Here is a 25,418-nt window from a genome sequence, read left to right on the forward strand (position 1 = left end):
GAAAAATCCTTCCTGTTACTGAGCCAAAACTGTACTACCAATCAACATTCGCAGAATTTCACTTGTTCCTTCGCCAATCTGCAGCAATTTAGCATCCCTAACAAACCGTTCAACATGATATTCTTTACTATAGCCGTAACCGCCGAACACCTGTAAACATTCATTACAAATGTTGAAGCAGGTTTCACCGCTAAACAATTTAACCTCGGCAGCCTCTAGCGTATGGCGCTTACCGGCAGCTTTAATTTGGGCCGCATTGTATGTCATTAGAGTCATGGCCCGAATTCCTGCTGACATATCTGCAAACTTGAACATCACACCTTGATGCTTGCCAATTGGCCGACCAAATGTATGTCGTTCATTAGCATATTTTCTCGCCAACTCCATCGCATGTTCCGCCAATCCTGTAGCAATGGCACCAATACTAATACGAGCACCATCCAAAGCAATCATGGCAATCTTGAAGCCATTTCCTAAATTCCCTAGCAAGGCATCCTTTGGCAAACGAAGATTATCAAAGGAAAGCTCGGTAGTGCTTGTTCCTCGCATCCCCATCTTGTTTTCGTGCTTGCCAACAATCAATCCTGGAGTATTTGCTTCGATAATAAAAGCTGAAACACCCCGAGCACCCGCATCCGGTTCAGTTTTGGCTAAAATGACATACACATCTGCGATTCCCGAATTGGTAATCCATGCCTTGCCGCCATTTAGCACCCAGCCATCATCTTCCGCCACCGCAATCGACTTAATTCCGGCTACATCACTTCCTGCACAAGCTTCAGTCAATCCAAACGCAAAGATCTGCCCAGCAGCGGCCATCGGTAAGTATTTCTTTTTCTGTTCTTCGGTACCATGATGCAAAATACAATCAGCTGCCAACCAGTGGGCATCTAAAAACAGGGCTTCACTAGCACTCCCTTTAGCAATTTCATGAATGACAATCGCACTTGTTACTGCATCACCGCCGCCACCACCATATTCCTCAGGCAAATGTATCCCCATTAAGCCTGTCTCACTCATTTTCTTGTGAAGGTCGTGGTCAAATCCGCTAACGTCCATCCAAGCATCCCGTGGCTCGACTTCCTTCTTTGTGAATTCTCTTACCATATCTCTAATCATGACTTGTTCTTCCGTAAAATCCATGTACCTATACCTCCTTCTTTTTACTTACACTCTTATTTTAGAAAGCGCTCTCTAATTTGTGAATAATCTATTTTGTGGTAAACCTCTGAAATCTTGCTCGATCCGATAGTAACAATCTAAAATTTTTTTTGCATACAATATTAATGAGCCATTGACAGATCAATACGAATCCTTTACTTTAAGGAAAAGTACCATTTTCCCCTTAATTTATTCTAATTTCTTACCAAGTCTCTATTCGATATCTTGCTTTTTCATCAAGAATATTGCTTACATTTTTTTCACAAGAAAGATTAGAAGAATTTCATTTATAATAAAGTTGTGCAGATGTGAGCAAACTGTAAGGGGGAAGACAACATGGTTCATGATCAGCCAAAGGATGCAACAGCCTTTTTCTCTTCTTTGTTAATCGGAGAAATCAAACAAACCTTAGATGATTCCTATCTGACTAACGAATTCATTGCCAATGCTTTAGCCGAAGAGGACGTCACAAATTTACATATTCAAAAAAATTCATTGCCTGAATCTTTAAAACTGGAACATTCTCGTTTCTATACGTACAATCAGCTGCCCAGCTTTGCGGCGGTAAAACCGTTACGTACAACCGTTGTGGACATCCCCGCCTCCGGTATTTTTATTCACTCAGATACACCCGTCTATTTAATTCTCTATACGATTGCAGGAAAGGGAAAGGTCTCCTTTACTGAACAAGAAATCTCACTAAGTACCAACGAAGGTATGATCATTAATTGTCAAAACTACCACAAATACTTTGCTGCCTCAGAAGACGCTTGGCGCAACATTATGATTCGCGTAACTGGCGATATGGTAAGTCATATTTACGAACAAATGGTGCAGGAACGCTATTACAAATTTTCTTTTTTTGATAGTGGACATTTTCGCTCCTTGCTGCGAGAGCTATTGTACCCAGCTGCCGACGCTGCCAGCTCTATTAGTACCAATGCTCTTTTTATTATCACTGAGCTATTGTGTGAAATTGGCCTGGAAATCGACAAAAAGAAGCGAAAACAGCATATAGTTCCCCATTACATCAAAGAAATTCAATATTATATGGAACAGCATTATCAGCACAATATTACGCTGGATACTTTATCCAAACAGTTCAATTTCAGCAAATACCATTTATCCAGAGAATTCAAAAAACACATTGGTCAACCACCCATTGATTACTTGATTGATCATCGCATCCAAATAGCTAAGGAACTGCTAGTCACTACTAATCTTAGTATTGAAGAAATCAGTCAGGCAGTGGGCATCTCCAATTCAAGCCATTTCTTTTATCTTTTCAATAAGAAAGAAAACACTTCTCCTTCTAAATTTCGCAATACCTTACCGAAAATTATGGATTCCAATTAACAATCAAAACCACCCGTGGTAACGGGTGGTTTGCTCTTCGGCTGAAAGCCTCTTTTACCGGCCTTGGCCTAAAAGGCCTTCTGAAGGGGCTTCCTCCCGCACCACTATTACCCACTGATTCTAAAAGAATCTCGGATTATTTCTTTTTGTTTTTTTCTCCTGTAAACGGATCATATTCTTCAAATAATGTTAACTGATCTGCTGCATAATCATCTTGTAATTGATTACGAATATATTCTGCTATCTTCTCCTTGTTTCGTCCGACTGTATCCACGTAATAGCCACGACACCAAAATTTTCGATTCCCATAACGATATTTTAGATTGGAATGACGATCGAATATCATCAAACTACTTTTTCCTTTCAAGTAACCCATGAATTGAGAAATACTTATTTTGGGCGGGACGCTAACAAGTAGGTGAATGTGGTCTTTACAGGCATTTGCTTCGAGAATTTCTACTCCTTTTCGTTCGCATAATTCTCGAATAATCTCGCCGATGCTTTGTTTGTATTTTCCATAGATAATCTGCCTTCTATACTTTGGGGCAAATACAACGTGGTACTTACATCTCCAACTGGTATGTGATAAACTTTCTTTGTCCTTTTTCATAAGGGTACCTCCTAATTTGTTTGCGATGCGGTCGGGAAACCAGCATCAGTTTAACATTCTAGGAGGTTTTTTCACTACCACGCTGGAAGCTCTCCGGAACCACCTGCATAGCAGGTGGTTTTCAAAGCATACAACAAAAAGGAACGAACAGACTCCCCATCTGCTCGTTCCTTATTCCTCTATGAATGCAGTTTACTATCTCTCGCCAGAGCCAAACATCCAACAGTCCCGGCATTATCTCCCAATTCTGGTGTTACGATATATTCTTCCAGCTTCGGGGTTTTCACATAGCCCTTCATCAGCTCTTCAAAGGCTTGGTAAATCTTAGGCAGTAATTGTTTCTGCTTCATGATTCCACCGCCTAAAATAATCTTGTCTGGTGACAACATCAAGGTAGTATTGTAAGCACATTGAGCCAAATAATAAGCTTCGATCTCCCAGTTTGGATCATCTGCCGCTAATTCCTGCCCTTTTTTGCCTGCACGTTTTTCCATTGCTGGGCCTGCCGCCATGCCTTCTAGACAGGTTTTATGGAAAGGGCAATTGCCTTCAAAGGAATCGTCTGGGTGATTGCGCACCAGCATGTGTCCCATTTCTGGATGACTGAAGCCCTCCACAAAGACGCCGTCTTGCAGTGCACCGCCGCCAACACCCGTTCCAACAGTATAATAAACCACACTAGAATATCCTTTTCCTTCGCCAGCGATATATTCCCCATAGCACGCCGCATTTACATCCGTTGTCCATGCCATCGGAATATCGAATTCTTTTTTCAAAGTGCCGACAAAATCAAAGTTCTGCCAGGCCAGCTTTGGGGTTGAAGTAATATAGCCATAGGTTGGTGAATCGCGATGAATATCAATTGGCCCAAAGGATCCGATTCCGATACTTTCTAATTCATGCTGATATTCCTTGAAGAAATCAATCACCAGCTTCATGGTTTCATCAGGGGTGGTAGTTGGGAAGCTCACCCGTTTTGTAATGTTTAAATCGCCGTCACCAATGGCACAAACAAATTTGGTGCCGCCTGCTTCAATTGCTCCGTACATTTATCAATCTCCTATCTTGGTAATCGTTCGCGCCGACTCAAGATCGGTGTAGCTAATCCATTTGAATCTGTTGAATACCAATAAGCTACCGTCGCTACATCATCCTGACGTTCAAACAGCTGCACATCATCATTACCAATCTGCTGCAGCGTAACTGTCAAATCTTCATTAAACACAATCGGGTCCTGCAAATGCCAGCGATACAAGCCGTGACATGGTAAGGCATCGTCTCCAAAGGCATGAACCGCATTTAGCTTGCCTGTTTCAAAGCGTTCGCGAGTGGTATCTCGATTGGACTGGTAGGGGTACCCGAGAAATGGCGTACAATAATTTTTAGCATGAGGACGGCCAAATTCATCAAACTCATGAAAGGCCCAAGCACCGCCAAAGTAGTCCTCTGTTCCAGTAGAGGTAATCGTCGGATAATTGGAATCGCCATCGATATAAAACTTAAATTCACCTTCACCCCACCAATATCTTTCCAAACAAGTTAATGCCAAATACGTTCCCACGTAATAACCGCTTCCCTTTAAACCACTAATCAGCTGATAGTCCTGCTGATAATTAGTCATTCGTTCTCGTCGCCAATTAGCATGGAAATACATCGTTTCCTCTGGTAATTCTTCCACCAAGGCATAGTTAATGGTGTAAAAAAAGGAAGTCATATCCTTGGGATGCTGATTTTCAATCGTAACTCTTGCTGCTCGCTGGAAGGGCATTTCAAAATAGGAATTAAAACCACCTGTCGGATTCACCACAATCGGCAACGAATTCACATCACAGCGCTGACCAAAGCCGTTGCAAAAGAAATCCCCTAACGGACTTTCCACAGCTGGAAATTCTGAATCCTCCCAATAAATTCGTAAAATCAAATCCCGCAGCACAAAACTGCCGAACTCCGTCCGATCACGAATCGTCATCCACATGTGGCGAATGATTCCCGGACCTTCAATTTGAGCAATCACGGTTTCTTCCCCGCTTTTCAACGGAATTGCTCCTTTGCCTTTACGACTTGGCCCCAATGGACTTGGCAGCATCGCCGCCTTGCCCTTCTCCCCCGTAGGATTTTCCGGCGTGATTGCTCGGCTTTGCATTTTTTTATATTGGGTAATTTCACTTAAAATACTCACTTAACTCTTCCTCTCTATCGTTACCTGATCCTTTACTAACCATTCAGTCGTTGAAAAACTCGCACCAGCTACCCTTAGCACAAACGGCTGCTCTCTGTGATTGACGACCACCACTTGTTCCTTCTCAAAATAAATACTCAGCTGTTTATCTCCTAATCGGAAATTCTCCCAAGAAAACACCTCTATCCCTTCCATTGGTGCAAAGGATAAAATCCCTGCTTCTTGCTTCAACCCTAAATAATGCGTAATAAACAAGCTGATAAAAATTCCCGAAGCCCAGCCGCATTTTCCACAACCAAAATTGCGCACCACTTCTCCTTGTTTAGGCTGTAACGGATAAGGCCACCACCACCAAGAACCATCCAAATCAGCCAATCGCTTTAAAACTTCCAGCCTTTTCTTGAATGCTACTGCATTTAGGGAGCCACTCATCAGCATCGTCGTATAGCCTGGAAACGTTGCGCCTGATTCCAATCCCCAGGTGATTCCTTCAATCGTCTCACTATAAGTAGGGTTTTCGGGGCTCGCTGCAAAACGCATGCTGTTTTGATAAATAAGATTTTCTATTGGTAAAAATCCGTAAAAGGCTGACAAGGTTGTGTCTGATTCCTCACCATCATGCATTAACAGATTGATCTTTTCCCCTTCAATCACTGCTTCCAAAAAGATCAATCCCTGCTGGAGAATCGGCTGCTGATACTGAGCCAATGAAGTATAAGCAGCACCACTTTGATCGGCCCCTTCTAAAAACTGCCGACCATACGGCCCTTCAATGGTTAGGAGCTCCAGAATATCAGCCTTAACCCTTTCGGCCACCTCTGAGTATTTGTCAGCCAGCCCTGTTTCTCCACTTGCTCGATACAACTGTGCCAGTCCCTCACAGGCTTTCCAAAAACAAATATTGGTGCCCGTATGATAATCTCCCAAGGCGTAGGCATCACTAATCCAAATGGAATGAACCAAATAACGGCTAGTATCTTCACGAGTCGCCAACAGTTCTTCCACTAACTGCTGACCCTTTTCACAAATTTCCGGATGTTCCTTAAAAAAATCGTTTCTGTAATAATCCAAATACAAGCTGCTTAACAATAAAGGTGCTAAAGCATTGCTCACTGAATGAGAGATTCCACCAGCAAATTTAGTGCCCGGAAATTTAATGGCGTATTGCTGAAACCATAAAATGGTCTGCTCCATCAGTTCCTGATCAAAAAACAAAAAAGGCAGCGAAGAATAATACATATCCTTATTCCAAATCCGGTTAGTCGCAGGATAACTGCCCCAGTTGCTGCCCACCAGCTGACCTTCTCGATTCATACCAAAGGCTGCAAAGCTCTGATAAGCCGCCCGCTGGAACAAGCTGGCTAGATACTCATCCTCCATTGTCAGCTTGCCAAAGCGTCCTCGAAAGTAGTCCATCGTATCCGCAAACCACTCCTCACAGTTGGCCACCGCAAAAAGATCCATCAGCTGATAACAATTAGGATCAATTAAGGCAATCGCTGCAGTAGTTGTTTTCTGAGGAGCGATTTGAACAGCTTTCAATTGCTGCCCTACAATCAGGACATTTTGCTGATCCGACAATTTTTGCTGATAGAGCTGCGGAAGCGCAAAGCTGACTTCCAAGGCCTCATTGCTTATGTTCTCCACTTCAAACCCATAAACTAGACAGCTCAACCGCTCTCCTGCAACAATTGGGCAAAACGGTCGAATTGTCAGACGAAATTCAGGATACTCATGAACAAAATGTGGATTCAGATTATCTTCTACATCTACTGTCACTCGATGCAGCCCATCGTCCAGCTGATACACAACCTGATTCACAGTTACCGTAAAGGAAATATTTTGGGTTTGGATCAGCTGCTTATTTACCCAAACTCCCGGCTTCTCCTCAGTCAAAAAATTCTGCTGGTAAAAGGTCAAGGTTTCCAAATTGCCAAAGACATCTAGATTAGCTAACACTTTTTGATTTGATACATCATAGGTCAATCCCTCATGGGACAAATTGCCTCGATAATAGCTGATCGTATTCTTCGTTGTATAGTGACCCTTTTCTATTTGCAATTGAAAATAAGGATTGGTTTTCTGCTTCATCAATTCATCTCCTTTAGATAGGCTAATTGTCTTTGAAAAGCCGAATAGGATAAAAAATGAGATGAAGAAGCCTCCTCATCTCATTACATTTTAGGCAATTCCTAAGAAGGAAAGTACGATACCTAATACCACGATACCGAAAATCATTTTGATTACGCCCACTTTTTTATCCAACAGCTTAAAGCAGCCTAGCGTGATTGCCAATGGGATAATCCCTTTAAAGATACTGTCCAGTACTTCCTGGACATTCATGATTTCTTCTCCCTTCATAGAGAAGGTTAAAATCGTATTGAAATTCACCATACTGATGGTCATCGCCCCCACCATGATTAAGCCTAAAATACTAGCCGCTTTAGTCAAAATTTCAATCAACCCGTTGGCATACATTTTTTCAATATATTTCGAACCCAGCGAATACCCCAGCAATCCACCATAATAACGCATGGCGTAGTTAGGAATATTGAACATAACTAAAAAGATGATCGGAGCGAAAATATTCCCCGCATTCGCTAAGTTAATCGCCAGCCCAGCTGATACTACACGCCAAACACCCCAAAACAATGAATCGCCAATTCCGGCTAAAGGACCCATCAAGCTCGTCTTAATCGCATTGATACTTTCTACATCAAAGCCGCTTTTTTCTGAATTTTCCTTTTCCATCGAAGCCGCAATTCCCATAATAAACGAGGCACAAGGAATCGTGGTAGAAAAATACTGGGTGTGACGTTCCAAGGCAGCCGCTTTTTGTTCCTCATCCTTGTAGAAATGATTGATAAACGGCATCATGGAATATGCGAAACCGCCGCCTCCCATGGTAACCGGATTGACTGAAGCGTACATGGTCATCGAGCGCCAAAACATTTTAGTGACTAGCTTTTTCTCTTCTTTAGTAATCGTTTGTCCTAATTTCATTGGAAAAATTCCTCCTCTTCTGCATCTAATCCCACCGATCCAGCAGGTCCTTCAGCTTGTGGTGCAGGTGCTTTTTTCAGCTGCATATCTCTTTGGGCAATAACAATGGCGATGATCGCACCGATTACTGCAATTGCAATTAACGGTAATTCGAAATAGGCCATCAATACCACACCTAAGAAGAACCAAACAGCGATCGATTTGCTCCAAAGCATCCGTAACAGCATCGCCATACCAACCGCTGGCAGCAGATTTCCAGCAACCGTCAAGCCGTTCATAATAACCTCAGGAATATTGTCTAAAACAGCCTTCACTACATCTGCGCCAAACAATACAGCAAAGAAAGGAATAAGAGCATACAGCGCATAGTGGACAACCCACATGAAGAAGTGCAGTGAAATGACACCCTTTTGATTGTTTTCTTTGGCTAAGGTTAAAAATTTAGCGGCCATCGGCCCACAAACAAAGGAGAAAATCATATTCATCAGCTGCAAGCCTAAAACAGCTAATGGAAAGACTAACGGAATAACGGCATCTATGTTTCCACCCATTTTAATTGCAAAAGCAGTCGCTAAGCCGGCAGCCAAGGAAGGTTCAGCCGTACTGGAGATCCCAATATTGACCACTCCCATAAAAATCGCCTCTAATGAAGCACCAACAATTAACCCAGTTTGCACATCTCCCATCAAAGCACCGGCTAAAGGAGCAACGACAATCGGTCGACTCAGCATCGCCATTCCAAACATTTCATGACCCGCAACGCCAATAAAGACTGCGAGTGCTACTACAAAAGCATCGTACATTTTTTCATCTCTCCTTTTTTAATTTGCTAACACATCTTTGGCTAAGCGTTTTTCCATTACTGGTGTCGCTTGAAAAACCGTCTCAGGATACAATTCAATCAATTCCCCCAAAGCAGTAATCTCATCAGGCGTCAGCATTACTTCTTTCGTCAAAAGCTTTTTATCTGGCGAAGGCGGCGTCATTTTACCGGCATTACCCACATTCATAAACTCAATTTGATTAGGAAAAGCTTTAGCCACTCTGACGGCATCCTTAACCGTTGGCACTAATACCATCAAACGCATTTCCTGTGATCGGGGATTTTGCAACAGCTGAATAGCGCCGTCTACCGATTTAATAATCGTTCGCACATCAGCGGGTGCCGCCATTTTCAAGGTCATCTTTTGAATATCATTTTCTGCTGCCTCATCGCTGGCTACTACTAAGCCATCCAAATTCAATGTCTTTGTCCAGGTCATGGCTACCTGTCCATGAATCAATCGTTCATCTACACGTACTGCTGTAATCATCTTGTTTCCTCCTATTTTTTAGCTAAAAAAATCTTCTTCTGCATCTTCAATTACCAGCTGCGGATCCAATACATTCATTTGTAATTCACGCCGCGACTTTTCAATCATTTCCTCCAACATTTCTGAAGTAATCGTTTCTGGTCCCAGTAAAATTTCCAAAATCACAGGGAAATTAAATCCGCTGATAATGCGAATCGCCAACCCCTCTCGCATGAAACGTTCCGTAATTTTCTGGTTCACACTGCCTCCATACAAATCAGTAAAAACAAATACTTCATCAGCTGCTTCTACACTTTGGATGAAGCCTGTTAATTCCCCATCCAAATCAACGCCTTCTTGATAGGCATTTATCGTAGTAATGCCTGCCGTTGATCCAGTGATCATTTGTATGCTGCTCAGCATCCCCTTTGCCAAATCGCCATGGGAGGCGATCAATAGTTTCTTCATAGGCTTAATTCCTTCCTTCTACATTTCACTTTTCTATAAAGCAAGTCCTGTGCCAACTTTTTATTTCCTTGATTTAATAGGCTTTTTTCGTCAAAAAAAGATGTGTCTAATCTCATTATGGCAGATTAGACACATCCTTAGACACTTATTTTTCGATGAATGGTCCCAGCAGCTCATACAGCAGCGAAATCTCATAAGCCGTGACCTTGAAGTTAAACTTCATCTCCATCGGCTGAAAAATACTGCGGGAAACATAATGAAATTCCTCCGCTTCCTTAGACATTTCTGGCAAGATATCCTCTGTTTTCTCAGTGCGAGCCAAAAATAAACGTTCAATCATTAAGGCTGTGTGCATGTAAAGATTCAGCTTCACCTTGCCATGCAGTTTGAACTGGTAATAATTTTCATACTTGGCTACTGCGGATTCGACTTCTCCCATTACCAAAGCCGGATTCAAAAAGGTCAATCGATCGGCAATTCCTTCAAAGGAGAAGAACTTCACCAGCTCCTCGATCAAACGCTGGAATTCCTGCGGGTTCATCTCCTCGCTTAATAATTCCTCCAGCTGCTGACCACCCTTTTCATCCAAAACATTGTAGATGTTGATATTGTCGATAGCAAAGGATTTAGGCAAATCAGATGTAGTAATCACCAGCTTGGTTTTGTTAAAGTAATTTTCTTCGTTTTGATTAATCAGTGTTTTCAGCTCTTTGTACTCCTTGGTAAAAACCTCTAAATTACTGGAGGACAAATGCTCGCGGAAAATATCCTTCAGCTTATCGGAAATTCCTAGCCCTGACATGCAGGAGATGATAATGTTGCTCTTTTTAGCAAAGCCTTCAAAGTACTGGACATTAATCGAATAGTTCGCATTGGCATCTTCAGCAATCCGATCAAAAGGAGCATTAATCGACATCTTCAAGCCGATATCTAAGGCAATCGAGGTAGTCAAATTATTAATCAGCAGCAGTTCGCCCTTCAGGTCATTTTTGATTTGGGTATAAATTTGATTCAACGAGCCCATATCCACAATCAAAACTAAGCTATCCGTATTCACTTGCTTATGGACAAAGGATTTGGTTTGCTCCACCAGCTCTGACACATTACTTTCTACTGGCATATCCAATGCTTCAAAAACATAATTTTCACACAGCTGATTGACTACTGACTGGATACTGGTGGCGGTACTTTCTCCATGAGCCAGCAGCAAGCCCTTCAGCTCAATTTTCTCATCCACATAATCAGACAAAACAAGAATCAAAATCAACAACAGCTGCTGCCGCTCTTGAAAGGTTTGTTTAGGCAAAGCTGCGATAAACTGCTCCGCAACATGAGCTGAACGGGGGTAATTCTTGGTTAGAACTTTAATCGCCCCTTGAAGCTCCTGGTTTGAATAAGCGATATGCGAAAAGAAGACGCTGCTCGTGCTGCCAGCCGCTCCGCTTTTTACCAGTCCATACTTTTTCATTACGATCCGATTCCATAAATATTGATAAGTGGCCGACAATAATTTTTGCAATTTCGTCGTTCCAGCTTGATTGACCTGTGCTAACAGCTCTAATACTTCACGTTTGATCGGTCCTTCATTTACTTCCAAGCCCTGATTAATTGCATCAACAATCACCTGCAGCTGCTTTTCATACGTAAAGCCTTCAGAAAAATAGCTCAAGTTCTTCTGCCATTCTACTAGAACATCTTCAGTAAACAAGACATCGTTCTTCAAATGAGGCAGCTCCAGCAGCTGAGCAAGTTCTTGCTCCGAAATTCGCAAGACCGGCCCCAGCTCCCGACTAAAAACACTGGCACAGCTGATCTTAACAATATTCTTCAGCCCACCAACATTGCCGGTAAAATCGTGAGCAACTAAAAGCGTTAAGGCTTCCTTAGTTAATAAAATATCCCGTTGAATCGTTTGCGCCTCCTGATGGAAGAACGTTTCGATCATATGCAGCTTCTCCATCAACGGACGACTATGAAAGGGTGGCAGCTCCACAGATAATTGAATCCGGCGTGCAAAGGTATCCAGCAAATACTCTTCTTTTCGTTCTGTCGTGGCAAAAATGAAGCGAACATTGGAAGTGGACCAAACTTGATTTTCCCCAATTGGTCGATAGTTGCCGCTATCCATAAACAAGAAGAGCTTTTCCTGATTTTCTTTAGACAAGCGATGGACTTCGTCTAAAAACAAATATCCTGTATCAGCTGCAGCCAACAAACCTTGTGTATCACTTTCAGCACCTGTGAAGGCACCCTTCTTGTAACCAAATAAGGTAGCTGCCAACAATTCCGGATTATCTGCATAATCCGCACAGTTCAGCACAACAAAAGGTGCATCCTCCGCCAAAACCTGCTGTTCAACAGCATAATCATGGATCTGCTTTGCTAAGTAGCTTTTCCCCACACCGGTATCACCTGTAATCAAGACACTTAATCCATTTGGCGGATACTTTACCGCAGCAATACACTGCTGGATGGCTTCCTTCAAGCTGCCGTTGTAGCCAATCACCTTGCGAAAAACCGTCGCCTCCTGCTCGCTTAACTGACCATTTTCAGATAAGTCTGCTTCCCAGCGAACCGGCTTTCCAGGAATTTTAGCCACTGCTCTTTCTTCTAACAAACGAGATAAATAGTGGCTGGCATTTTGACGGGAAATGTCCAGCTGTTCTGCCACTTTCTCAGCAGTAACCGCCCCAAAGCTTTGATTCAATTGGATCAAACAATCATAGACTCGTTCTTTTGCGCTTTTTCTCATCTTATTTCCCTCTTTACGATCTGTCTAAAACGATCATACACAAAATGATTTCAACTGTCTAATCAAGATTTACAGCAAATATCCATTAATTAGAATGAAACAGCCTCAAAAGATCAGTTATTCATCTATTATATATTCAATATATATAGTACTATTTTAGTGAGAGCATTACTGGGGAGTAATAAATGATTAAAAATAGGAGGGATGAATAAAAGAACGGAACGTCTAACCAAAACGGAGGGAAAAGAGGGAGAAAATGAAAAAGTTACTGAAGCTTGGGTTGGTTTTGTCCTTGGGATTAACTCTTACAGGCTGTGGAGCTGGCAACAGTGAGGAAACCATCACTCAACAATCACAAACAATTGAGTCACTGGAAAAAGAAAACAAGGAATTAACAAAAACGGTTTCTTCCTTAGAAAAAACCGTCAATTCCTATGAGAAAGAAAAGCAGGCCGAAACTAAAGAATCAAAAGAAGCGAAGGCCAAAGCTAAAAAGGCTGAAGAAGAAAAAGCGAAAGCTGCGGCTAAAAAAGCTGAAGAGGAGCAAGCGGCCGCTAAAAAAGCCGAAGAAGAACGAATTGCTGCCGAACAAGCCGAAGCTGCTAAAAGGGCCGAAGAAGAACGAATTGCCGCCGAGCAAGCAGAGGCTCAGCGCAAAGCAGAAGAAGCGCGAATTGCCCAGGAAGCGGCTGCCCAACAGCAGGCGGCCGCCGAAGCACAAGCACAACAGGCTGCTCAACCCGCTCAAGGAACAACGGTCTATATAACACCGACTGGCAGTAAATACCATACCCACAAATGCGGAAACGGCACGTACAATCCGGCAACTCTGGAGGAAGCCCAAGCACAAGGATTAACACCTTGTTCAAAATGTTACTAAGAAAGACTGCTCATTTTTCGAGCTATATACCTAAATTTTTAATGAACAGCGCAAGAAACTGACTTTCCCAGTTTCTTGCGCTGTTTTATCTAAATAAACTCCCGAACTGTTTCGGTCAATAGCGCATGGTCTTCATCATGCTTCAAGCCTGAAACTCCAATCACACCACGAACCTCATCATTAATAATTATTGGGAATCCGCCACCACAAACAGCGTACTGCTCATCGTTGAGCCAATCCTTGTAATCCTCCTGATGAAAAAAGACATACAGCGAAGAATGTCCACTGTCTAACACAGTCTTTTCTTTACGCTTTAGCCAATTGTCTTCACTTTTACCATCCATTAAATATTGAAATACCAGCAGGTCGTCGAAAAGAATTCGGACACCCACGCTTTTTAGCTGACGTTCCTTTACCTTTTCAATAATTCGCTGCGCAATCTTAAAACCCAGCTCATGTGTAAACTCGTTAAAAACTACCTTTTGCTCATCTTGAATCACTTGGTGTTTATCCATTCGACTGCCTCCTTCTTTTTTTAAAACAAAAGCCACTAAACGTTAGCTAACTAACGTTTAGCGACCTATTTTTATGAATGTAATTTGCTGTCTCTCGCCAGAGCCAAACATCCTACAGTCCCGGCATTATCTCCCAATTCTGGTGTTACGATATATTCTTCCAGCTTCGGTGTTTTCACATAGCCCTTCATCAGCTCTTCAAAGGCTTGGTAAATCTTAGGCAATAATTGTTTCTGCTTCATGATTCCGCCACCTAAAATAATCTTGTCTGGTGACAACATCAAGGTAGTATTGTAAGCACATTGAGCCAAATAATAAGCTTCGATCTCCCAGTTCGGATCATCTGCCGCTAATTCCTGCCCTTTTTTGCCTGCACGTTTTTCCATTGCTGGACCTGCCGCCATGCCTTCTAGACAGGTTTTATGGAAAGGACAATTGCCTTCAAAGGAATCGTCTGGATGATTGCGCACCAGCATGTGTCCCATTTCTGGATGACTGAAGCCCTCCACAAAGACGCCGTCTTGCAGCGCACCACCGCCAACACCCGTTCCAACAGTATAATAAACCACACTAGAATATCCTTTTCCTTCGCCAGCAATGTATTCCCCATAGCACGCCGCATTTACATCAGTTGTCCATGCCATCGGAATGTCGAACTCTTTTTTCAAAGTGCCGACAAAATCAAAGTTCTGCCAGGCCAGCTTCGGGGTTGAAGTAATATAGCCATAGGTTGGTGAATCGCGATGAATATCAATTGGCCCAAAGGATCCGATTCCGATACTTTCTAATTCCGTCTGATATTCCTTGAAGAAATCAATCACCAGCTTCATGGTTTCATCAGGGGTGGTAGTTGGGAAGCTCACTCGTTTTGTAATGTTTAAATCGCCGTCACCAATGGCACAAACAAATTTGGTGCCGCCTGCTTCAATAGATCCGTATACCATGTTGTCACTCCTCATTTTGATTAATTGCTGTCTCTGTAAATAATTGTTTATTTTTCTGATAGTCGCTAGGAGTCATTCCCAGCTCCATCTTAAACACTTTAGCAAAATAGTTGCCATTGGAAAAACCCACGTGCTGAGCAATGTCATCAACCGTTCGCTGCCCCTCAAGCAAGAAAGGCAGGGCTCGCATTACGCGATACCTTTTCAAGTAAGCCATCGGGGAACTGTCAAAGGCCTGTTCAAATAGTCGAATACTTTTGTATTTAGACAGCTGAAAAGTCTCCTCGATATCCGTTAAGCTAATCGGCTCTCGGTAATGCTGTTCTAAATAGGTTTTTATTTTTTCAGCCAGCGGATGTTCTTCCGTTTTCTTCGTCAGCAGCTCCTTTTTCAGCTCGACAATCAATTGGTAAGCAGCTTGAGTGTTGGAAAAAAACGCCAATTCCGGACACGCCCTCAGCTCCTCTACTAGGTTCGATAAAAATTGCTGAAAATGGGGGGAGCCCTTCTGTTGGCTTTGATTAATCGGATAGAACCACGGAAGAATATCTTTTGAAAACTCAAAGAATAGAAACTGCCAGTCAACTTGACCATAATACCGACTATCCCCAGGAACCTCCGCCAAAAAGAAGCTGCCAGCTTGCTGCCGAAAGGTCTGATCCGCAGTTTCAAAGGTTCCCGTCCCTGCCAACGTATACTGCAGAACGATCAAATTGTCTTTGCGTTTTCGACTGTCCCAATAATAGCTTTCACTGCCATGCCCATAGCCGACACCTTTTAAATAGGGCAGCGAATAGTGGTCCAAATAGTAATAATTATGCGAAAAATAGTTTTGCAATTTTTTACCTCATACCTACAATTATTTCGTCTTGTTTGTAATCGATTCGTTGCTTATTCTTACAGTATACAGAAGAAGGGAGCAGATTTCATGCCCATTTTATACGATTCCGAAAAACAGTTCTTCCATCTAACCAATTCCCAAATCAGTTATGTCATAGGGATTGAGAAAGACCGCTATCTAGTTCATCGCTATTTTGGCAGCGCCTTGCCTTTTTACACCGGCAGCAATGCTCTTCAACGGATTGACCGCGGATTTGCCACTAATCCTGACGAGCTGGATCGAAGCTTTTCACTAAATGCCCTGCCAATGGAGACCAGTACTCAAGGAAACGGCGATCACCGGATCAGCAATTATCAAATTCGCTCCGCCAACGGCTCAAACGTCACTAATTTCTTTTATCGCAGCCATAAAATCACTTCAGGCAAGCCCGTATTACCAGGTCTGCCTAGTTTACGTGGCGAACAAGCCGCAACCTTGGAAGTTTCCCTCTATGATGCTGTTCAAGATTTGGAAATGGTGCTGCTTTACTCTATTTATGACGATCAGCCAGTCATTACCCGTAGTGTTCGCTTTGAAAATCATGGAACCAACACGGTCTTTCTAGAAAATGCCGGTTCCATGATGCTAGATCTGCCTAGCACACAGTTTGATTTGATTACTTTAAATGGCGCACATACGAATGAAGCAAATCTTTCACGCCAGCCCCTGCACGCTGGCATTCAAAAAATCGAAAGCTCTCGAGGAACCAGCAGCCCTCAGCACCAGCCATTTCTGGCGCTCGCTGATCCAAGTACCAATGAATTCCAGGGAGAAGTTTACGCCTTTCATTTTATCTACAGCGGAAACTTTGCCGCTCAGGTTGAAGTTGAGCAATATGGCTCCAGCCGGATTCAATTAGGTATTCAGCCTGAAACCTTTGAGTGGCGCTTAGAACCTAAACAAGACTTTCAGACACCAGAAGTGGTCATAAATTATTCAACCGCTGGATTCAACGGGATGTCGCAAACCTTTCACGACCTGTATCAGCAACACTTAGTTCCAGCAGCCTGGCAAAAACAAGAACGGCCGATTTTGCTGAATACTTGGGAGGCTAATTATTTCGATTTTCATGAAACCGAGCTGTTAAGGCAAGCTGATCTTGCTAAAGAAACTGGAATTGAATTGTTTGTCTTGGATGATGGCTGGTTTGGTCAACGCAACGACGATACCTCTTCTTTAGGTGACTGGCAGGAAAATCTAGAAAAACTGCCCCAAGGGATTGCTGGACTAGCTGATAAAATCCATCAAAAAGGCCTGCAGTTTGGCCTATGGTTCGAACCAGAAATGATTTCAAGAAACAGTCAGCTGTTTAAAACGCATCCTGATTGGGCTCTGCAGGTTCCTGATTATCCACTGACTGAAGGACGGCGCCAATATGTCTTAGATTTAAGCCAGACGGTTGTTCAAGATTACCTAATTGAGATGTTAAGCAGTTATTTAGCTACGGGCAAAATTGACTACATTAAATGGGACATGAACCGGCATCTGACTGAGGTTGGCAGCCTAGCCTTTCCAGCGAATCAGCAAAAGGAAATTTCCCATCGCTACGTATTAGGCCTCTATCGGATTTTGGAAATAATTACCAGCAAGTATCCGGAATGCTTATTCGAAAACTGCTCCAGCGGCGGTGGACGTTTTGATCCCGGCATGATGCATTACATGCCTCAAACCTGGACGAGTGATAACACGGATGCCCTTTGCCGCAGTCAAATTCAGTATGGCTACAGCTACTTATATCCGCCAATTATGATGGGAGCGCATGTTTCTCCGGTTCCCAATCACCAGGTGGGACGAATCACCAATTTGCAAACACGCGGATTAATCGCTATGAGCGGCAACTTCGGCTACGAGCTGGATCTAACGAATTTGCCAGCCAACCAGCAGGCAGAAATTGCGCAGCAAATTACTTTTTACAAAGCGCATCGCTCCTTGTTCCAGTTTGGCCGCTTCTACCGTCTGCAGCCAGCCAACGAATTTTTTGCGACTGCCTGGCTGGTTGTCAACAAGGAAGAAGCGGCTGTGATCTACTTTAATGGTCTGGCTCGCCCAGCTGTACCAGTTAAATATTTAAAAACTCATTACCTGGAAGATCAAGCAATTTACCAAGATCTAGCAACTGGTCAACAAATCTCAGGCGCTGAATTAAACTACGCTGGGATTACTATTCCTCGAATTAAAGAAGATTTTGCGACCCTGCTTTTCCACTGGAAAAAGTGTTAACTCAAAGATTCCCTTGCCGCCATTGAACAGCTGCAAGGGAGTTTTTTATTTCTTACGTTTCACAGCGAATGCTTCATACGGCTTCAGCTGCGTCCATTGCTGAGAGCTTTCAGGATAGTTATGGATCAGCTCTTCAGCTGCTTGCCAATCCTGATCTGCTAAATGATAGCTTTGGGTTTCCTTAGAGAAATTAACAACTACCAAGATTTCCTCACTGCCAGTAAAGCGTCGATAAGCCAGCACCTCAGGATTATTGGCAGCAACAGCTTGATAGCTGCCTGACACAATCACCTGGTACTGTTTTCTTAGCTGAATCAGTTTCTGATACGTGTAGAAAAGTGACGTTTTATCTGCCAACGCTGCTTCCACATTGATCGTTGGATAATCAGGATGAACCGGCAACCAAGGCTCTGCTTCACTAAAGCCGGCATTGGTCTGCTGATTCCATTGCATTGGATGACGCGCGTTATCTCGTCCCTTAGCATTAATCGAAGCAATCACGTCTTCTACCGGATAGCCTTCTGCCACACGGTGATTGTAAGTCCGAATGCTTTCAATATCGTCCACTTCATCAATCGATTGAATCGGGTAGTTGATCATCCCAATTTCTTCACCTTGATAAATATAAGGTGTTCCCTTCATGAAATGCAGATAGATCGCCAGCATCTTGCCGCTCAATTCCCGGAACTTCGGTGAGTCATCCCCCCAGCGAGAAATAATTCGCGGCAGATCATGATTGTTCCAAAACAGCGAATTCCAGCCCTTTTGATCCAATTGAATCTGCCATTTAGAAAATACGTCATGCAGCTCCTGCGGGTCTAACGCCTTCAAATCCCATTTGCGTTTTCCTGGCTGTTTATCTAAATTAATATGCTCAAATTGAAAAACCATCGACAATTCATTCCGTTCAGGCCCCGAATACAGCTCCGCAATTTCAGGGGTTGCTCCCCAGGTTTCCCCAACAGTCAGAACATCGTATTTACCAAAGGTTTTCTGGTTCATTTCCTGCAATAGCTCGTGCAGCTTGGGACCATTTTTAGTAATACCACGATCCGGCTCTTTCCCAATTAAATCAATTACATCTAGGCGAAAGCCGCCAATCCCTTTGGCTAACCAATAATTCATCATATCCCAAATTGCCTGCTTCATCTTAGGATTTTCCCAATTCAAATCCGGCTGTTTTTTCGAATGAAGATGCAAATAGTATTCATCCAAATGAGGTACATAGGTCCATGCTGAGCTGGTGAAATTCGACTGTAAATCATTGGGTGGGCCACCATCAACACCTTTACGCCAGACATAAAAATCATAATAAGGATTGTCTGGTCCTTTTAGCGCCTCTTGAAACCAAGGGTGTTCATCTGAGGTATGATTCACCACTAAGTCCATCACAATTTTAATCTGGCTTTTTTTAGCTTCTTCAATCAGCCGATCCATATCCTCCATCGTGCCATATTCTGGACCGATGGCTTCATAGTCGCTAATATCATAACCGTTATCGTCATTAGGCGAACGATAAACAGGGCTCAACCACAGAGCATCTACACCCAAGAGGGCTAGATAATCTAGCCGTTGGGTAATACCATTCAGATCGCCAATTCCATCGTTGTTGCTATCTTGAAAACTGCGAGGATACACTTGATAAATGACTGCTTCTTGCCACCAAGGATTATTCATACGCTACACTCACTGCTACCAAATCATCGCCAGCAGAAACCTGCGCTTTATCTAAGTCAGCTACTTCTCCATAAGCCGCAGTATTCGTAACCAGCAGCATTACTGTATCATCGTAGCCAGCTTCCTTGATTGCTGTTCGATCAAAGGTTCCCAATAATTCGCCTTTCTTGACTCGTTCACCTCGTTTTTTATTGGTGGTGAAGAATTTGCCCGCCAAGTTAACCGTGTCAATACCGATATGGATCAAAATTTCCGCACCATTATCTGATTGAATCCCATAAGCATGCTTCGAGTCATACATTACCGTTAATACGCCATCTGCGGGTGCGAATACTTGATTGTCTTCAGGAATAACTGCGATTCCTTTACCCATCATTTCCGTTGAAAATACGGGATCATTGACTTCTTTTAAAGGAACCACTTTTCCCGCAACCGCAGTAGCTAAGACTTCATCATGGAGCACTGCTGCTTGATCAGGGTTCTCATTAATTGCAACCGCAGCTTTGTCGTCTGTTGTTTCTGTTGCGGGAACCTCCATTTTCTTTTTGCCGTAAACAAAGGTTAAAGCAAAACCAAGCACGAAGCTGATTACAACACCAATCATAAAGAATGGAATGGATTTAGGCGCAATGGAGATAAACCCGATCACACTGGCTGGTCCCATTGCAACGGACAATACATGGAAAATTCCTAACGATACACTGGCAATCCCAGAAGCAATCATGGCACAAATAAAAGGAAATTTCATCTTCAAGTTGATTCCGAAAATAGCCGGCTCGGTGATTCCTAATAAAGCTGAGATACTAGCGGAAGAAGCCAAGCTCTTTTGCTTCTCATTTTTAGTTAAAAAGAAAATCGCTAAGGTTGCTGCTCCTTGTGCAATATTAGCCATGGAAGCAACTGGGAAAATGAAGGATCCGCCAGTTCGAGCAACATCTGCCAGCAAGGTCGTCTCAATCGCCGGGAAGCTTTGGTGCAAGCCGGTAATTACAATCGGTGAGTAGAACAAACCGAAGATTCCTAAACCAACTGCGCCGGTCGTTTGATATAGCCACACTAAGCCGTCCGTTAAACCATCAGAAACCGTACGCATCACCGGTCCAACAATAATAAAGGTCAAAAATCCAGTAATAATAAGTGCTAACATTGGTGTAAACGTATAATCAAAAGCTGCTGAGATTTTTTTATGGAAGAATTTTTCCAAGGTCGCCAATATCCATGAAACGGCCAAGACTGGTAATACCGAACCTTGATAGCCGGCTTGGGCAACCTCTAAACCAAAAATATTCCAGTAAGGCATGGTACCTTCAGTAATCGCATTAGCAACCCCATAACCATTAATCAGATCAGGCATCACCATCGCCATCCCCATTGCGGCCCCAAGATAACCGTTTCCGCCAAAGCGTTTGGTAGCAGAGAAACCAACTAAGATCGGCAAGAAAGCAAAAGGTGCTGATGACAATAGATTAATAATACTGGCAACGTCTTTAATGTTAGGAAACATTTCAACGACTGATTGTGGGCCAAACAGATTAGGTGATGTCAAAACATTGTTGATCGCCATTAACAGACCACCAGCAACTAAAGCTGGGACAATTGGAACAAAAATATCAGATAATACCTTGATAAAGGCCATCGCTGGGTTAGTCTTTTTCCCCTCTGCTGCTACAGCTTTCAAGTCCTCTGTAGATGCTTCCTTTACATTGGTTAACTTAACCAATTCGGCATACACCTTATTTACGTCTCCTGGTCCAATAATAATTTGAAATTGTCCGTTAGCTTCAAAGGTTCCTTTAACGTCCTCGTTATTGTCCAAAGCAGCCTGATCAACCTTGCTGGGATCCTTTAATACTAAACGTAACCGAGTGGCACAGTGAGCAGCGGCTTGAATGTTGCCCTCCCCAACGGCTTTGTTTACCTCTTGTGCTACCTTTTGATGATTCATAATTATGCTCCTTCCCATGTAATCGCTTTTTTCATCCTAATCATACAAAGATATTCACCAAATGTCAAACGTTTAACAAAATTATTTTTAGAAAATCTCTAAATCCAAAATGAACCAATAATCATAAGGTGATCAAAAATGATATACGTTTGACATTTTTATGTAGATACAGTATCTTAATAGCAAAGGAATACGTTTTCTAAAAGGGGAGCTTACAAATGGAATTAATCAAGAATTGGACCGACGAACTGCGCTATCAGCCTTATTATCAATGGGACAAACAGTATAAGCAGCTGCTGACTGAAACAGTGAACCATTCTAAGTGGCGACAACATTATCACATTCAACCTGAAAGCGGCCTGTTAAATGATCCCAACGGCTTCTCCTATTTTAATGGACAATGGCATCTTTTCTATCAAGCTTACCCGATGGGACCAGTGCATGGGGTGAAATCCTGGTACCACGTTACTTCTAACAATTTGATTGATTGGCACTCAGAAGGATTAGCTCTTTTACCCGATATGGCTTATGACAGTCATGGTGTCTACTCTGGCTCTGGAATTGTCGTGGATGGTGAGCTGGTGCTGGCCTACACTGGAAATGTACGCGATCAAAACTGGCAGCGTAAGTCTTATCAAATGCTGGCAAAAATGAATCCACAAGGAGAAATCACGAAAGCTGACAAGCCTTTTATTCCGGCTCCGCCAAAGGGTTATACGCATGAATTTCGTGATCCGCAGGTGTTCAAGTATCAAAATCAATACTGGCTCTTGATCGGTGCTCAAACTGATCAGTCGGAAGGAAAAGTTTTAGCTTATTCTGGAGACAGCCTAGAAAACCTAATATTTCAAGGTGAGCTGCACTTTACTAACGAATCCATGGGCTTCATGGTGGAATGTCCCAATTTAGTGTTCATTGAAGAAACACCAGTACTTCTTTTCTGTCCACAAGGCTTAGACAAAGAAGTGTTGGATTATCAAACTATCTACCCAAATACTTATATTGTTGCTAAAGAATTTGATACCGAAAAACTGGCTCTTACACAACCAACTTCCTTGAAAAATCTGGACGAAGGCTTTGATGTTTATGCGACTCAAGCATTTAATGCTCCAGATGGACGGGCGTTAGCTGTCAGCTGGATTGGGATGCCTGAGATTGCTTATCCTAGTGATCAGGAAGGCTGGGCCCACTGCTTAAGTATCGTCAAAGAACTGAAATTGAAAAACGGCCATTTGTATCAAACACCTGTTAAGGAACAGGCCGAATTACGTCAAGAGCATACAATGCTTGCTGGCGAATTAACACCGCAGCCAACAACTTTACTAGCAAAAACGAACAACTGCTACGAGCTGATTTTGGATTTCCCTGCTGACAGTCAAGGAAAGCTGCATTTGTTTGCTGATCAGTCATTGAATCACTCGATGGTTATCGATTTTGACACAAAAAATGGTATGATTAAGGTGGATCGCACAAACGCTGGCAGTCCTTTTGCTGAAGAGTACGGAACTACGCGTTCTGTTTCCGTCGAAAAGAATCAGCCGCTTACCTTGCAGCTCTTAGTTGACCAATCCGTTTGCGAATTATTTATCAACGGTGGGCAACAGGTTGTTACCGCTCGAGTCTTTCCTGGCGAAGGAGAGGAATCAGTATTGATTGAAGGAGCAGGTTCTTATACAGGTGATTTCTGGCGTTTGCGCAAGATGAAAAACGACTAAGGAGTACAAGCAATGGCAATTAAATTAACCGATGTTGCTAAAAAAGCCGGGGTCTCCCCTACAACGGTTTCCCGTGTCATTAATAACTACGGATCATTAAGTCAAAAAACCATTGATAAAGTTCAGGCAGCTATGGAGGAGTTAAACTATCAGCCCAATTCTCTCGCCCGTTCCCTGCAAGGAAAAAACACCCAGCTGATTGGGCTCATTTTCCCAACGGTTTCGAATCCTTTTTTTGGCGAATTAGTGGATAAACTGGAAACCACGTTGTTCGAGCAAGGCTACAAAACAATTCTTTGCAACAGTGCCAACAACAAAGAAAAGGAACGGGCCTATATTAATATGCTGGCAGCCAATCGTGTGGATGGTATCATTGCCGGTGCTCACAACCTTGGGATCAAGGAATATGAAAACATCGGTCTGCCGATTGTTTCCTTTGACCGCTACCTGTCGGAAAGTATTCCGATTATCGGCAGCGACAACTTCCGCGGCGGCTATCTGGCAACCGAAAACTTATATCTGCGAGGCTGTCGCAAAATCGGTATTTTAACTGGTAGTTTAAAATCCAACTCTCCTACCAACGGGCGGCTGGAGGGGTATGAACAGCTGCTGCAGGAAAAAGAGTTGGCGCCTCGTATTTTCACCATTGATTCCCGAGCCAGCTCGATGGCTTTGAAGACATTGGAAATTAAACGAATTTTAGAAAAAGAAGACCTGGATAGTCTCTTCTGTACCGACGATTTAACGGCCATTCTAGTTTATAACATTTGCCAGGAAATGCAGATTTCAATTCCAGAAGACCTGAAGCTAATCGGCTACGACGGGACCAAATTCGTTCAGAATTATTTCCCGCAATTATCAACAATTGCGCAGCCGATTTCTGATTTTGCTGATTTGCTGGTGGATTTGCTGATTCAACGGATTACCACTCCTGATAAAAAATTGGAACAGCATTATTCCCTGCCAGTGAAGCTGATTCAGGGCAGAACAACCTAGAAAAAAGCGAGAAAATCAGAAGAGTGATTTTCTCGCTTTTGCCTTTATCTATTTAAAAATGACCATAATACGGCCGCTGCACCACACTGCTGTATACCCAATGAATCAAAGTAATAAAATCAAACACAGCGAGTCCGGTTGCCTGCTGCAATGCACAAGCATAGGGTGGCAAGTCACTGCATTCCAATAAGATTGCTCCAATCTCAGGATGCTCTGCTAGCTGATTCTGAATCATTGTCACCAAATCCTGTGTCAACTGTTGGTTGTCCAGCTGCGTTTTGCCCCAACGGATCGGAGCAAAGCTTTCTAAAGAACCAATTTCGCAAATTAAACAATCTTCCAGCTGTGCACCTGATTTGCGGAAAAATGCTGGACTCACATCCTCTCCACTAGCTACCAAGGTGAGAATTTTTTGCTGCTTTTTCAAGCCTAGCTTAATCAAAGGTACCTGACTAATGCTAGACATAAAAACGGGAATCTCTACAGCCTCTGCCACTGCCTGTTGGAAATGCCCAAAATAGCCGCATGCCCCAACAATTGCTCGGACACCACAATCCGCTAACTTTTTAGCAGCAGCTATAATTTGTGCCTCAATTGCAGCAGCTCCAGCAAAGAGTTCTTCAATCTCAAACTCAACCACCTCATACAAAACGGGAAAAGGAAATGTTGTGGCATTGGCTACATTTCCCGGAAGTTTAGGATAGTTTAGGTTCACAGCAATAATCCCGATTGCATAACCAGCAAACGGCGCAGCCGGCACTTGATGAACCCCCTGAAGTTCATTCGGATTGTTCAAGGTCCCTCTCCAATGCATCATTTGTCCTC

General features: G+C 43.0%; 21 protein-coding genes. 5 read left to right on the forward strand and 16 right to left on the reverse strand.

Translation table 11 applies throughout. The features are described from left to right. Positions 1-15: 15 nt before the first annotated feature. Positions 16-1,143: an acyl-CoA dehydrogenase family protein gene (locus I588_RS08155; RefSeq protein WP_010755518.1), complete on the reverse strand. Its 1,128-nt coding sequence runs from the start codon at positions 1,141-1,143 to the stop codon at positions 16-18. 354 nt (positions 1,144-1,497) lie between these two features. Here I588_RS08155 and I588_RS26405 point away from each other — a divergent pair, with 354 nt between their 5' ends. After that, positions 1,498-2,517 carry an AraC family transcriptional regulator gene (locus I588_RS26405; protein WP_010755517.1) on the forward strand — a complete coding sequence of 340 codons (1,020 nt, stop codon included), beginning with the start codon at positions 1,498-1,500 and terminating at the stop codon, positions 2,515-2,517. Positions 2,518-2,653: 136 nt separating this feature from the next. On the opposite strand, the gene tnpA is transcribed toward I588_RS26405, so the two are convergent. The 9 genes from tnpA to I588_RS08205 all read right to left on the reverse strand — a co-directional run bounded on the left by tnpA (position 2,654) and on the right by I588_RS08205 (position 12,821). Then, a complete protein-coding gene (tnpA, locus tag I588_RS08165; RefSeq protein ID WP_010755290.1) occupies positions 2,654-3,127 on the reverse strand; it encodes an IS200/IS605 family transposase in 474 nt (157 codons plus the stop codon). Between the two features lie 179 nt (positions 3,128-3,306). Beyond that, on the reverse strand, positions 3,307-4,176 hold the full coding sequence (locus tag I588_RS08170; RefSeq protein WP_010755516.1) for an ROK family protein: 870 nt from the start codon (positions 4,174-4,176) through the stop codon (positions 3,307-3,309). An 11-nt stretch (positions 4,177-4,187) separates the two neighbouring features. Next, the gene (locus I588_RS08175) at positions 4,188-5,306 is read right to left on the reverse strand and encodes a glycoside hydrolase family 172 protein (RefSeq protein ID WP_010755515.1); all 1,119 of its coding nucleotides are present in this window, start codon (positions 5,304-5,306) and stop codon (positions 4,188-4,190) included. Beyond that, complete coding sequence (locus I588_RS08180) at positions 5,307-7,397, reverse strand: hypothetical protein (protein ID WP_010755514.1); 2,091 nt, start codon at positions 7,395-7,397, stop codon at positions 5,307-5,309. Between the two features lie 90 nt (positions 7,398-7,487). Next, the gene (locus I588_RS08185; RefSeq protein WP_010755513.1) at positions 7,488-8,309 is read right to left on the reverse strand and encodes a PTS system mannose/fructose/sorbose family transporter subunit IID; all 822 of its coding nucleotides are present in this window, start codon (positions 8,307-8,309) and stop codon (positions 7,488-7,490) included. Beyond that, positions 8,306-9,112, reverse strand: a complete 807-nt coding sequence (locus I588_RS08190) for a PTS sugar transporter subunit IIC (protein ID WP_010755512.1) — start codon at positions 9,110-9,112, stop codon at positions 8,306-8,308. The genes I588_RS08185 and I588_RS08190 overlap by 4 nt, the downstream gene beginning before the upstream one ends. 18 nt (positions 9,113-9,130) lie before the next feature. Continuing rightward, positions 9,131-9,622 carry a PTS sugar transporter subunit IIB gene (locus tag I588_RS08195; RefSeq protein WP_010755511.1) on the reverse strand — a complete coding sequence of 164 codons (492 nt, stop codon included), beginning with the start codon at positions 9,620-9,622 and terminating at the stop codon, positions 9,131-9,133. 18 nt (positions 9,623-9,640) lie between these two features. After that, positions 9,641-10,069 carry a PTS sugar transporter subunit IIA gene (locus I588_RS08200; protein WP_010755510.1) on the reverse strand — a complete coding sequence of 143 codons (429 nt, stop codon included), beginning with the start codon at positions 10,067-10,069 and terminating at the stop codon, positions 9,641-9,643. A 145-nt stretch (positions 10,070-10,214) separates the two neighbouring features. After that, positions 10,215-12,821 (reverse strand): sigma 54-interacting transcriptional regulator, encoded by a 2,607-nt coding sequence (locus I588_RS08205; RefSeq protein ID WP_010755509.1) that lies wholly within the window; start codon positions 12,819-12,821, stop codon positions 10,215-10,217. 256 nt (positions 12,822-13,077) lie between these two features. On the opposite strand from I588_RS08205, the gene I588_RS08210 reads away from it, so the two are divergent. Beyond that, complete coding sequence (locus I588_RS08210; protein ID WP_010755508.1) at positions 13,078-13,701, forward strand: hypothetical protein; 624 nt, start codon at positions 13,078-13,080, stop codon at positions 13,699-13,701. 89 nt (positions 13,702-13,790) lie between these two features. Here I588_RS08210 and I588_RS08215 read toward each other — a convergent pair whose 3' ends face one another. The 3 genes from I588_RS08215 to I588_RS08225 form a co-directional block, all read right to left on the reverse strand. Further along, complete coding sequence (locus I588_RS08215; protein WP_010755507.1) at positions 13,791-14,216, reverse strand: heme-binding protein; 426 nt, start codon at positions 14,214-14,216, stop codon at positions 13,791-13,793. Between the two features lie 71 nt (positions 14,217-14,287). After that, a complete protein-coding gene (locus tag I588_RS08220; protein WP_010755506.1) occupies positions 14,288-15,160 on the reverse strand; it encodes an ROK family protein in 873 nt (290 codons plus the stop codon). Positions 15,161-15,164: 4 nt separating this feature from the next. Beyond that, the gene (locus I588_RS08225; protein ID WP_010755505.1) at positions 15,165-15,998 is read right to left on the reverse strand and encodes a helix-turn-helix domain-containing protein; all 834 of its coding nucleotides are present in this window, start codon (positions 15,996-15,998) and stop codon (positions 15,165-15,167) included. A gap of 90 nt (positions 15,999-16,088) precedes the next feature. Here I588_RS08225 and I588_RS08230 point away from each other — a divergent pair, with 90 nt between their 5' ends. Next, entirely contained in the window at positions 16,089-18,260 is a 2,172-nt protein-coding gene (locus I588_RS08230) for an alpha-galactosidase (RefSeq protein WP_010755504.1), read from the forward strand. 45 nt (positions 18,261-18,305) lie between these two features. On the opposite strand, the gene I588_RS08235 is transcribed toward I588_RS08230, so the two are convergent. Continuing rightward, positions 18,306-19,937 carry a glycoside hydrolase family 13 protein gene (locus I588_RS08235; protein WP_010755503.1) on the reverse strand — a complete coding sequence of 544 codons (1,632 nt, stop codon included), beginning with the start codon at positions 19,935-19,937 and terminating at the stop codon, positions 18,306-18,308. After that, the gene (locus tag I588_RS08240) at positions 19,930-21,882 is read right to left on the reverse strand and encodes a sucrose-specific PTS transporter subunit IIBC (protein WP_010755502.1); all 1,953 of its coding nucleotides are present in this window, start codon (positions 21,880-21,882) and stop codon (positions 19,930-19,932) included. Before I588_RS08240 ends, I588_RS08235 begins: the two co-directional genes overlap by 8 nt. 218 nt (positions 21,883-22,100) lie before the next feature. Between I588_RS08240 and I588_RS08245 the strand changes: the two genes are divergently transcribed. Next, positions 22,101-23,597, forward strand: a complete 1,497-nt coding sequence (locus tag I588_RS08245) for a sucrose-6-phosphate hydrolase (protein WP_010755501.1) — start codon at positions 22,101-22,103, stop codon at positions 23,595-23,597. Positions 23,598-23,609: 12 nt separating this feature from the next. Beyond that, positions 23,610-24,593 carry a LacI family DNA-binding transcriptional regulator gene (locus I588_RS08250; RefSeq protein ID WP_010755500.1) on the forward strand — a complete coding sequence of 328 codons (984 nt, stop codon included), beginning with the start codon at positions 23,610-23,612 and terminating at the stop codon, positions 24,591-24,593. A gap of 52 nt (positions 24,594-24,645) precedes the next feature. On the opposite strand, the gene I588_RS08255 is transcribed toward I588_RS08250, so the two are convergent. Further along, positions 24,646-25,410, reverse strand: coding sequence for an aspartate/glutamate racemase family protein (locus I588_RS08255; RefSeq protein ID WP_245569551.1), 765 nt, complete (start codon positions 25,408-25,410; stop codon positions 24,646-24,648). Between the last annotated feature and the right edge of the window lie 8 nt (positions 25,411-25,418).

The organism is Enterococcus pallens ATCC BAA-351 (assembly GCF_000407485.1).
GTDB lineage: Bacteria > Bacillota > Bacilli > Lactobacillales > Enterococcaceae > Enterococcus_A > Enterococcus_A pallens.

Bases quoted from the DNA above. Each gene is read 5' to 3' on its own strand.
- I588_RS08155 (WP_010755518.1), bottom strand. From the start codon at position 1,143: ATGGATTTTACGGAAGAACAAGTCATGATTAGAGATATGGTAAGAGAA.
- I588_RS26405 (WP_010755517.1), top strand. From the start codon at position 1,498: ATGGTTCATGATCAGCCAAAGGATGCAACAGCCTTTTTCTCTTCTTTG.
- tnpA (WP_010755290.1), bottom strand. From the start codon at position 3,127: ATGAAAAAGGACAAAGAAAGTTTATCACATACCAGTTGGAGATGTAAG.
- I588_RS08170 (WP_010755516.1), bottom strand. From the start codon at position 4,176: ATGTACGGAGCAATTGAAGCAGGCGGCACCAAATTTGTTTGTGCCATT.
- I588_RS08180 (WP_010755514.1), bottom strand. From the start codon at position 7,397: ATGAAGCAGAAAACCAATCCTTATTTTCAATTGCAAATAGAAAAGGGT.
- I588_RS08185 (WP_010755513.1), bottom strand. From the start codon at position 8,309: ATGAAATTAGGACAAACGATTACTAAAGAAGAGAAAAAGCTAGTCACT.
- I588_RS08190 (WP_010755512.1), bottom strand. From the start codon at position 9,112: ATGTACGATGCTTTTGTAGTAGCACTCGCAGTCTTTATTGGCGTTGCG.
- I588_RS08195 (WP_010755511.1), bottom strand. From the start codon at position 9,622: ATGATTACAGCAGTACGTGTAGATGAACGATTGATTCATGGACAGGTA.
- I588_RS08200 (WP_010755510.1), bottom strand. From the start codon at position 10,069: ATGAAGAAACTATTGATCGCCTCCCATGGCGATTTGGCAAAGGGGATG.
- I588_RS08205 (WP_010755509.1), bottom strand. From the start codon at position 12,821: ATGAGAAAAAGCGCAAAAGAACGAGTCTATGATTGTTTGATCCAATTG.
- I588_RS08210 (WP_010755508.1), top strand. From the start codon at position 13,078: ATGAAAAAGTTACTGAAGCTTGGGTTGGTTTTGTCCTTGGGATTAACT.
- I588_RS08215 (WP_010755507.1), bottom strand. From the start codon at position 14,216: ATGGATAAACACCAAGTGATTCAAGATGAGCAAAAGGTAGTTTTTAAC.
- I588_RS08220 (WP_010755506.1), bottom strand. From the start codon at position 15,160: ATGGTATACGGATCTATTGAAGCAGGCGGCACCAAATTTGTTTGTGCC.
- I588_RS08230 (WP_010755504.1), top strand. From the start codon at position 16,089: ATGCCCATTTTATACGATTCCGAAAAACAGTTCTTCCATCTAACCAAT.
- I588_RS08235 (WP_010755503.1), bottom strand. From the start codon at position 19,937: ATGAATAATCCTTGGTGGCAAGAAGCAGTCATTTATCAAGTGTATCCT.
- I588_RS08240 (WP_010755502.1), bottom strand. From the start codon at position 21,882: ATGAATCATCAAAAGGTAGCACAAGAGGTAAACAAAGCCGTTGGGGAG.
- I588_RS08245 (WP_010755501.1), top strand. From the start codon at position 22,101: ATGGAATTAATCAAGAATTGGACCGACGAACTGCGCTATCAGCCTTAT.
- I588_RS08250 (WP_010755500.1), top strand. From the start codon at position 23,610: ATGGCAATTAAATTAACCGATGTTGCTAAAAAAGCCGGGGTCTCCCCT.
- I588_RS08255 (WP_245569551.1), bottom strand. From the start codon at position 25,410: ATGATGCATTGGAGAGGGACCTTGAACAATCCGAATGAACTTCAGGGG.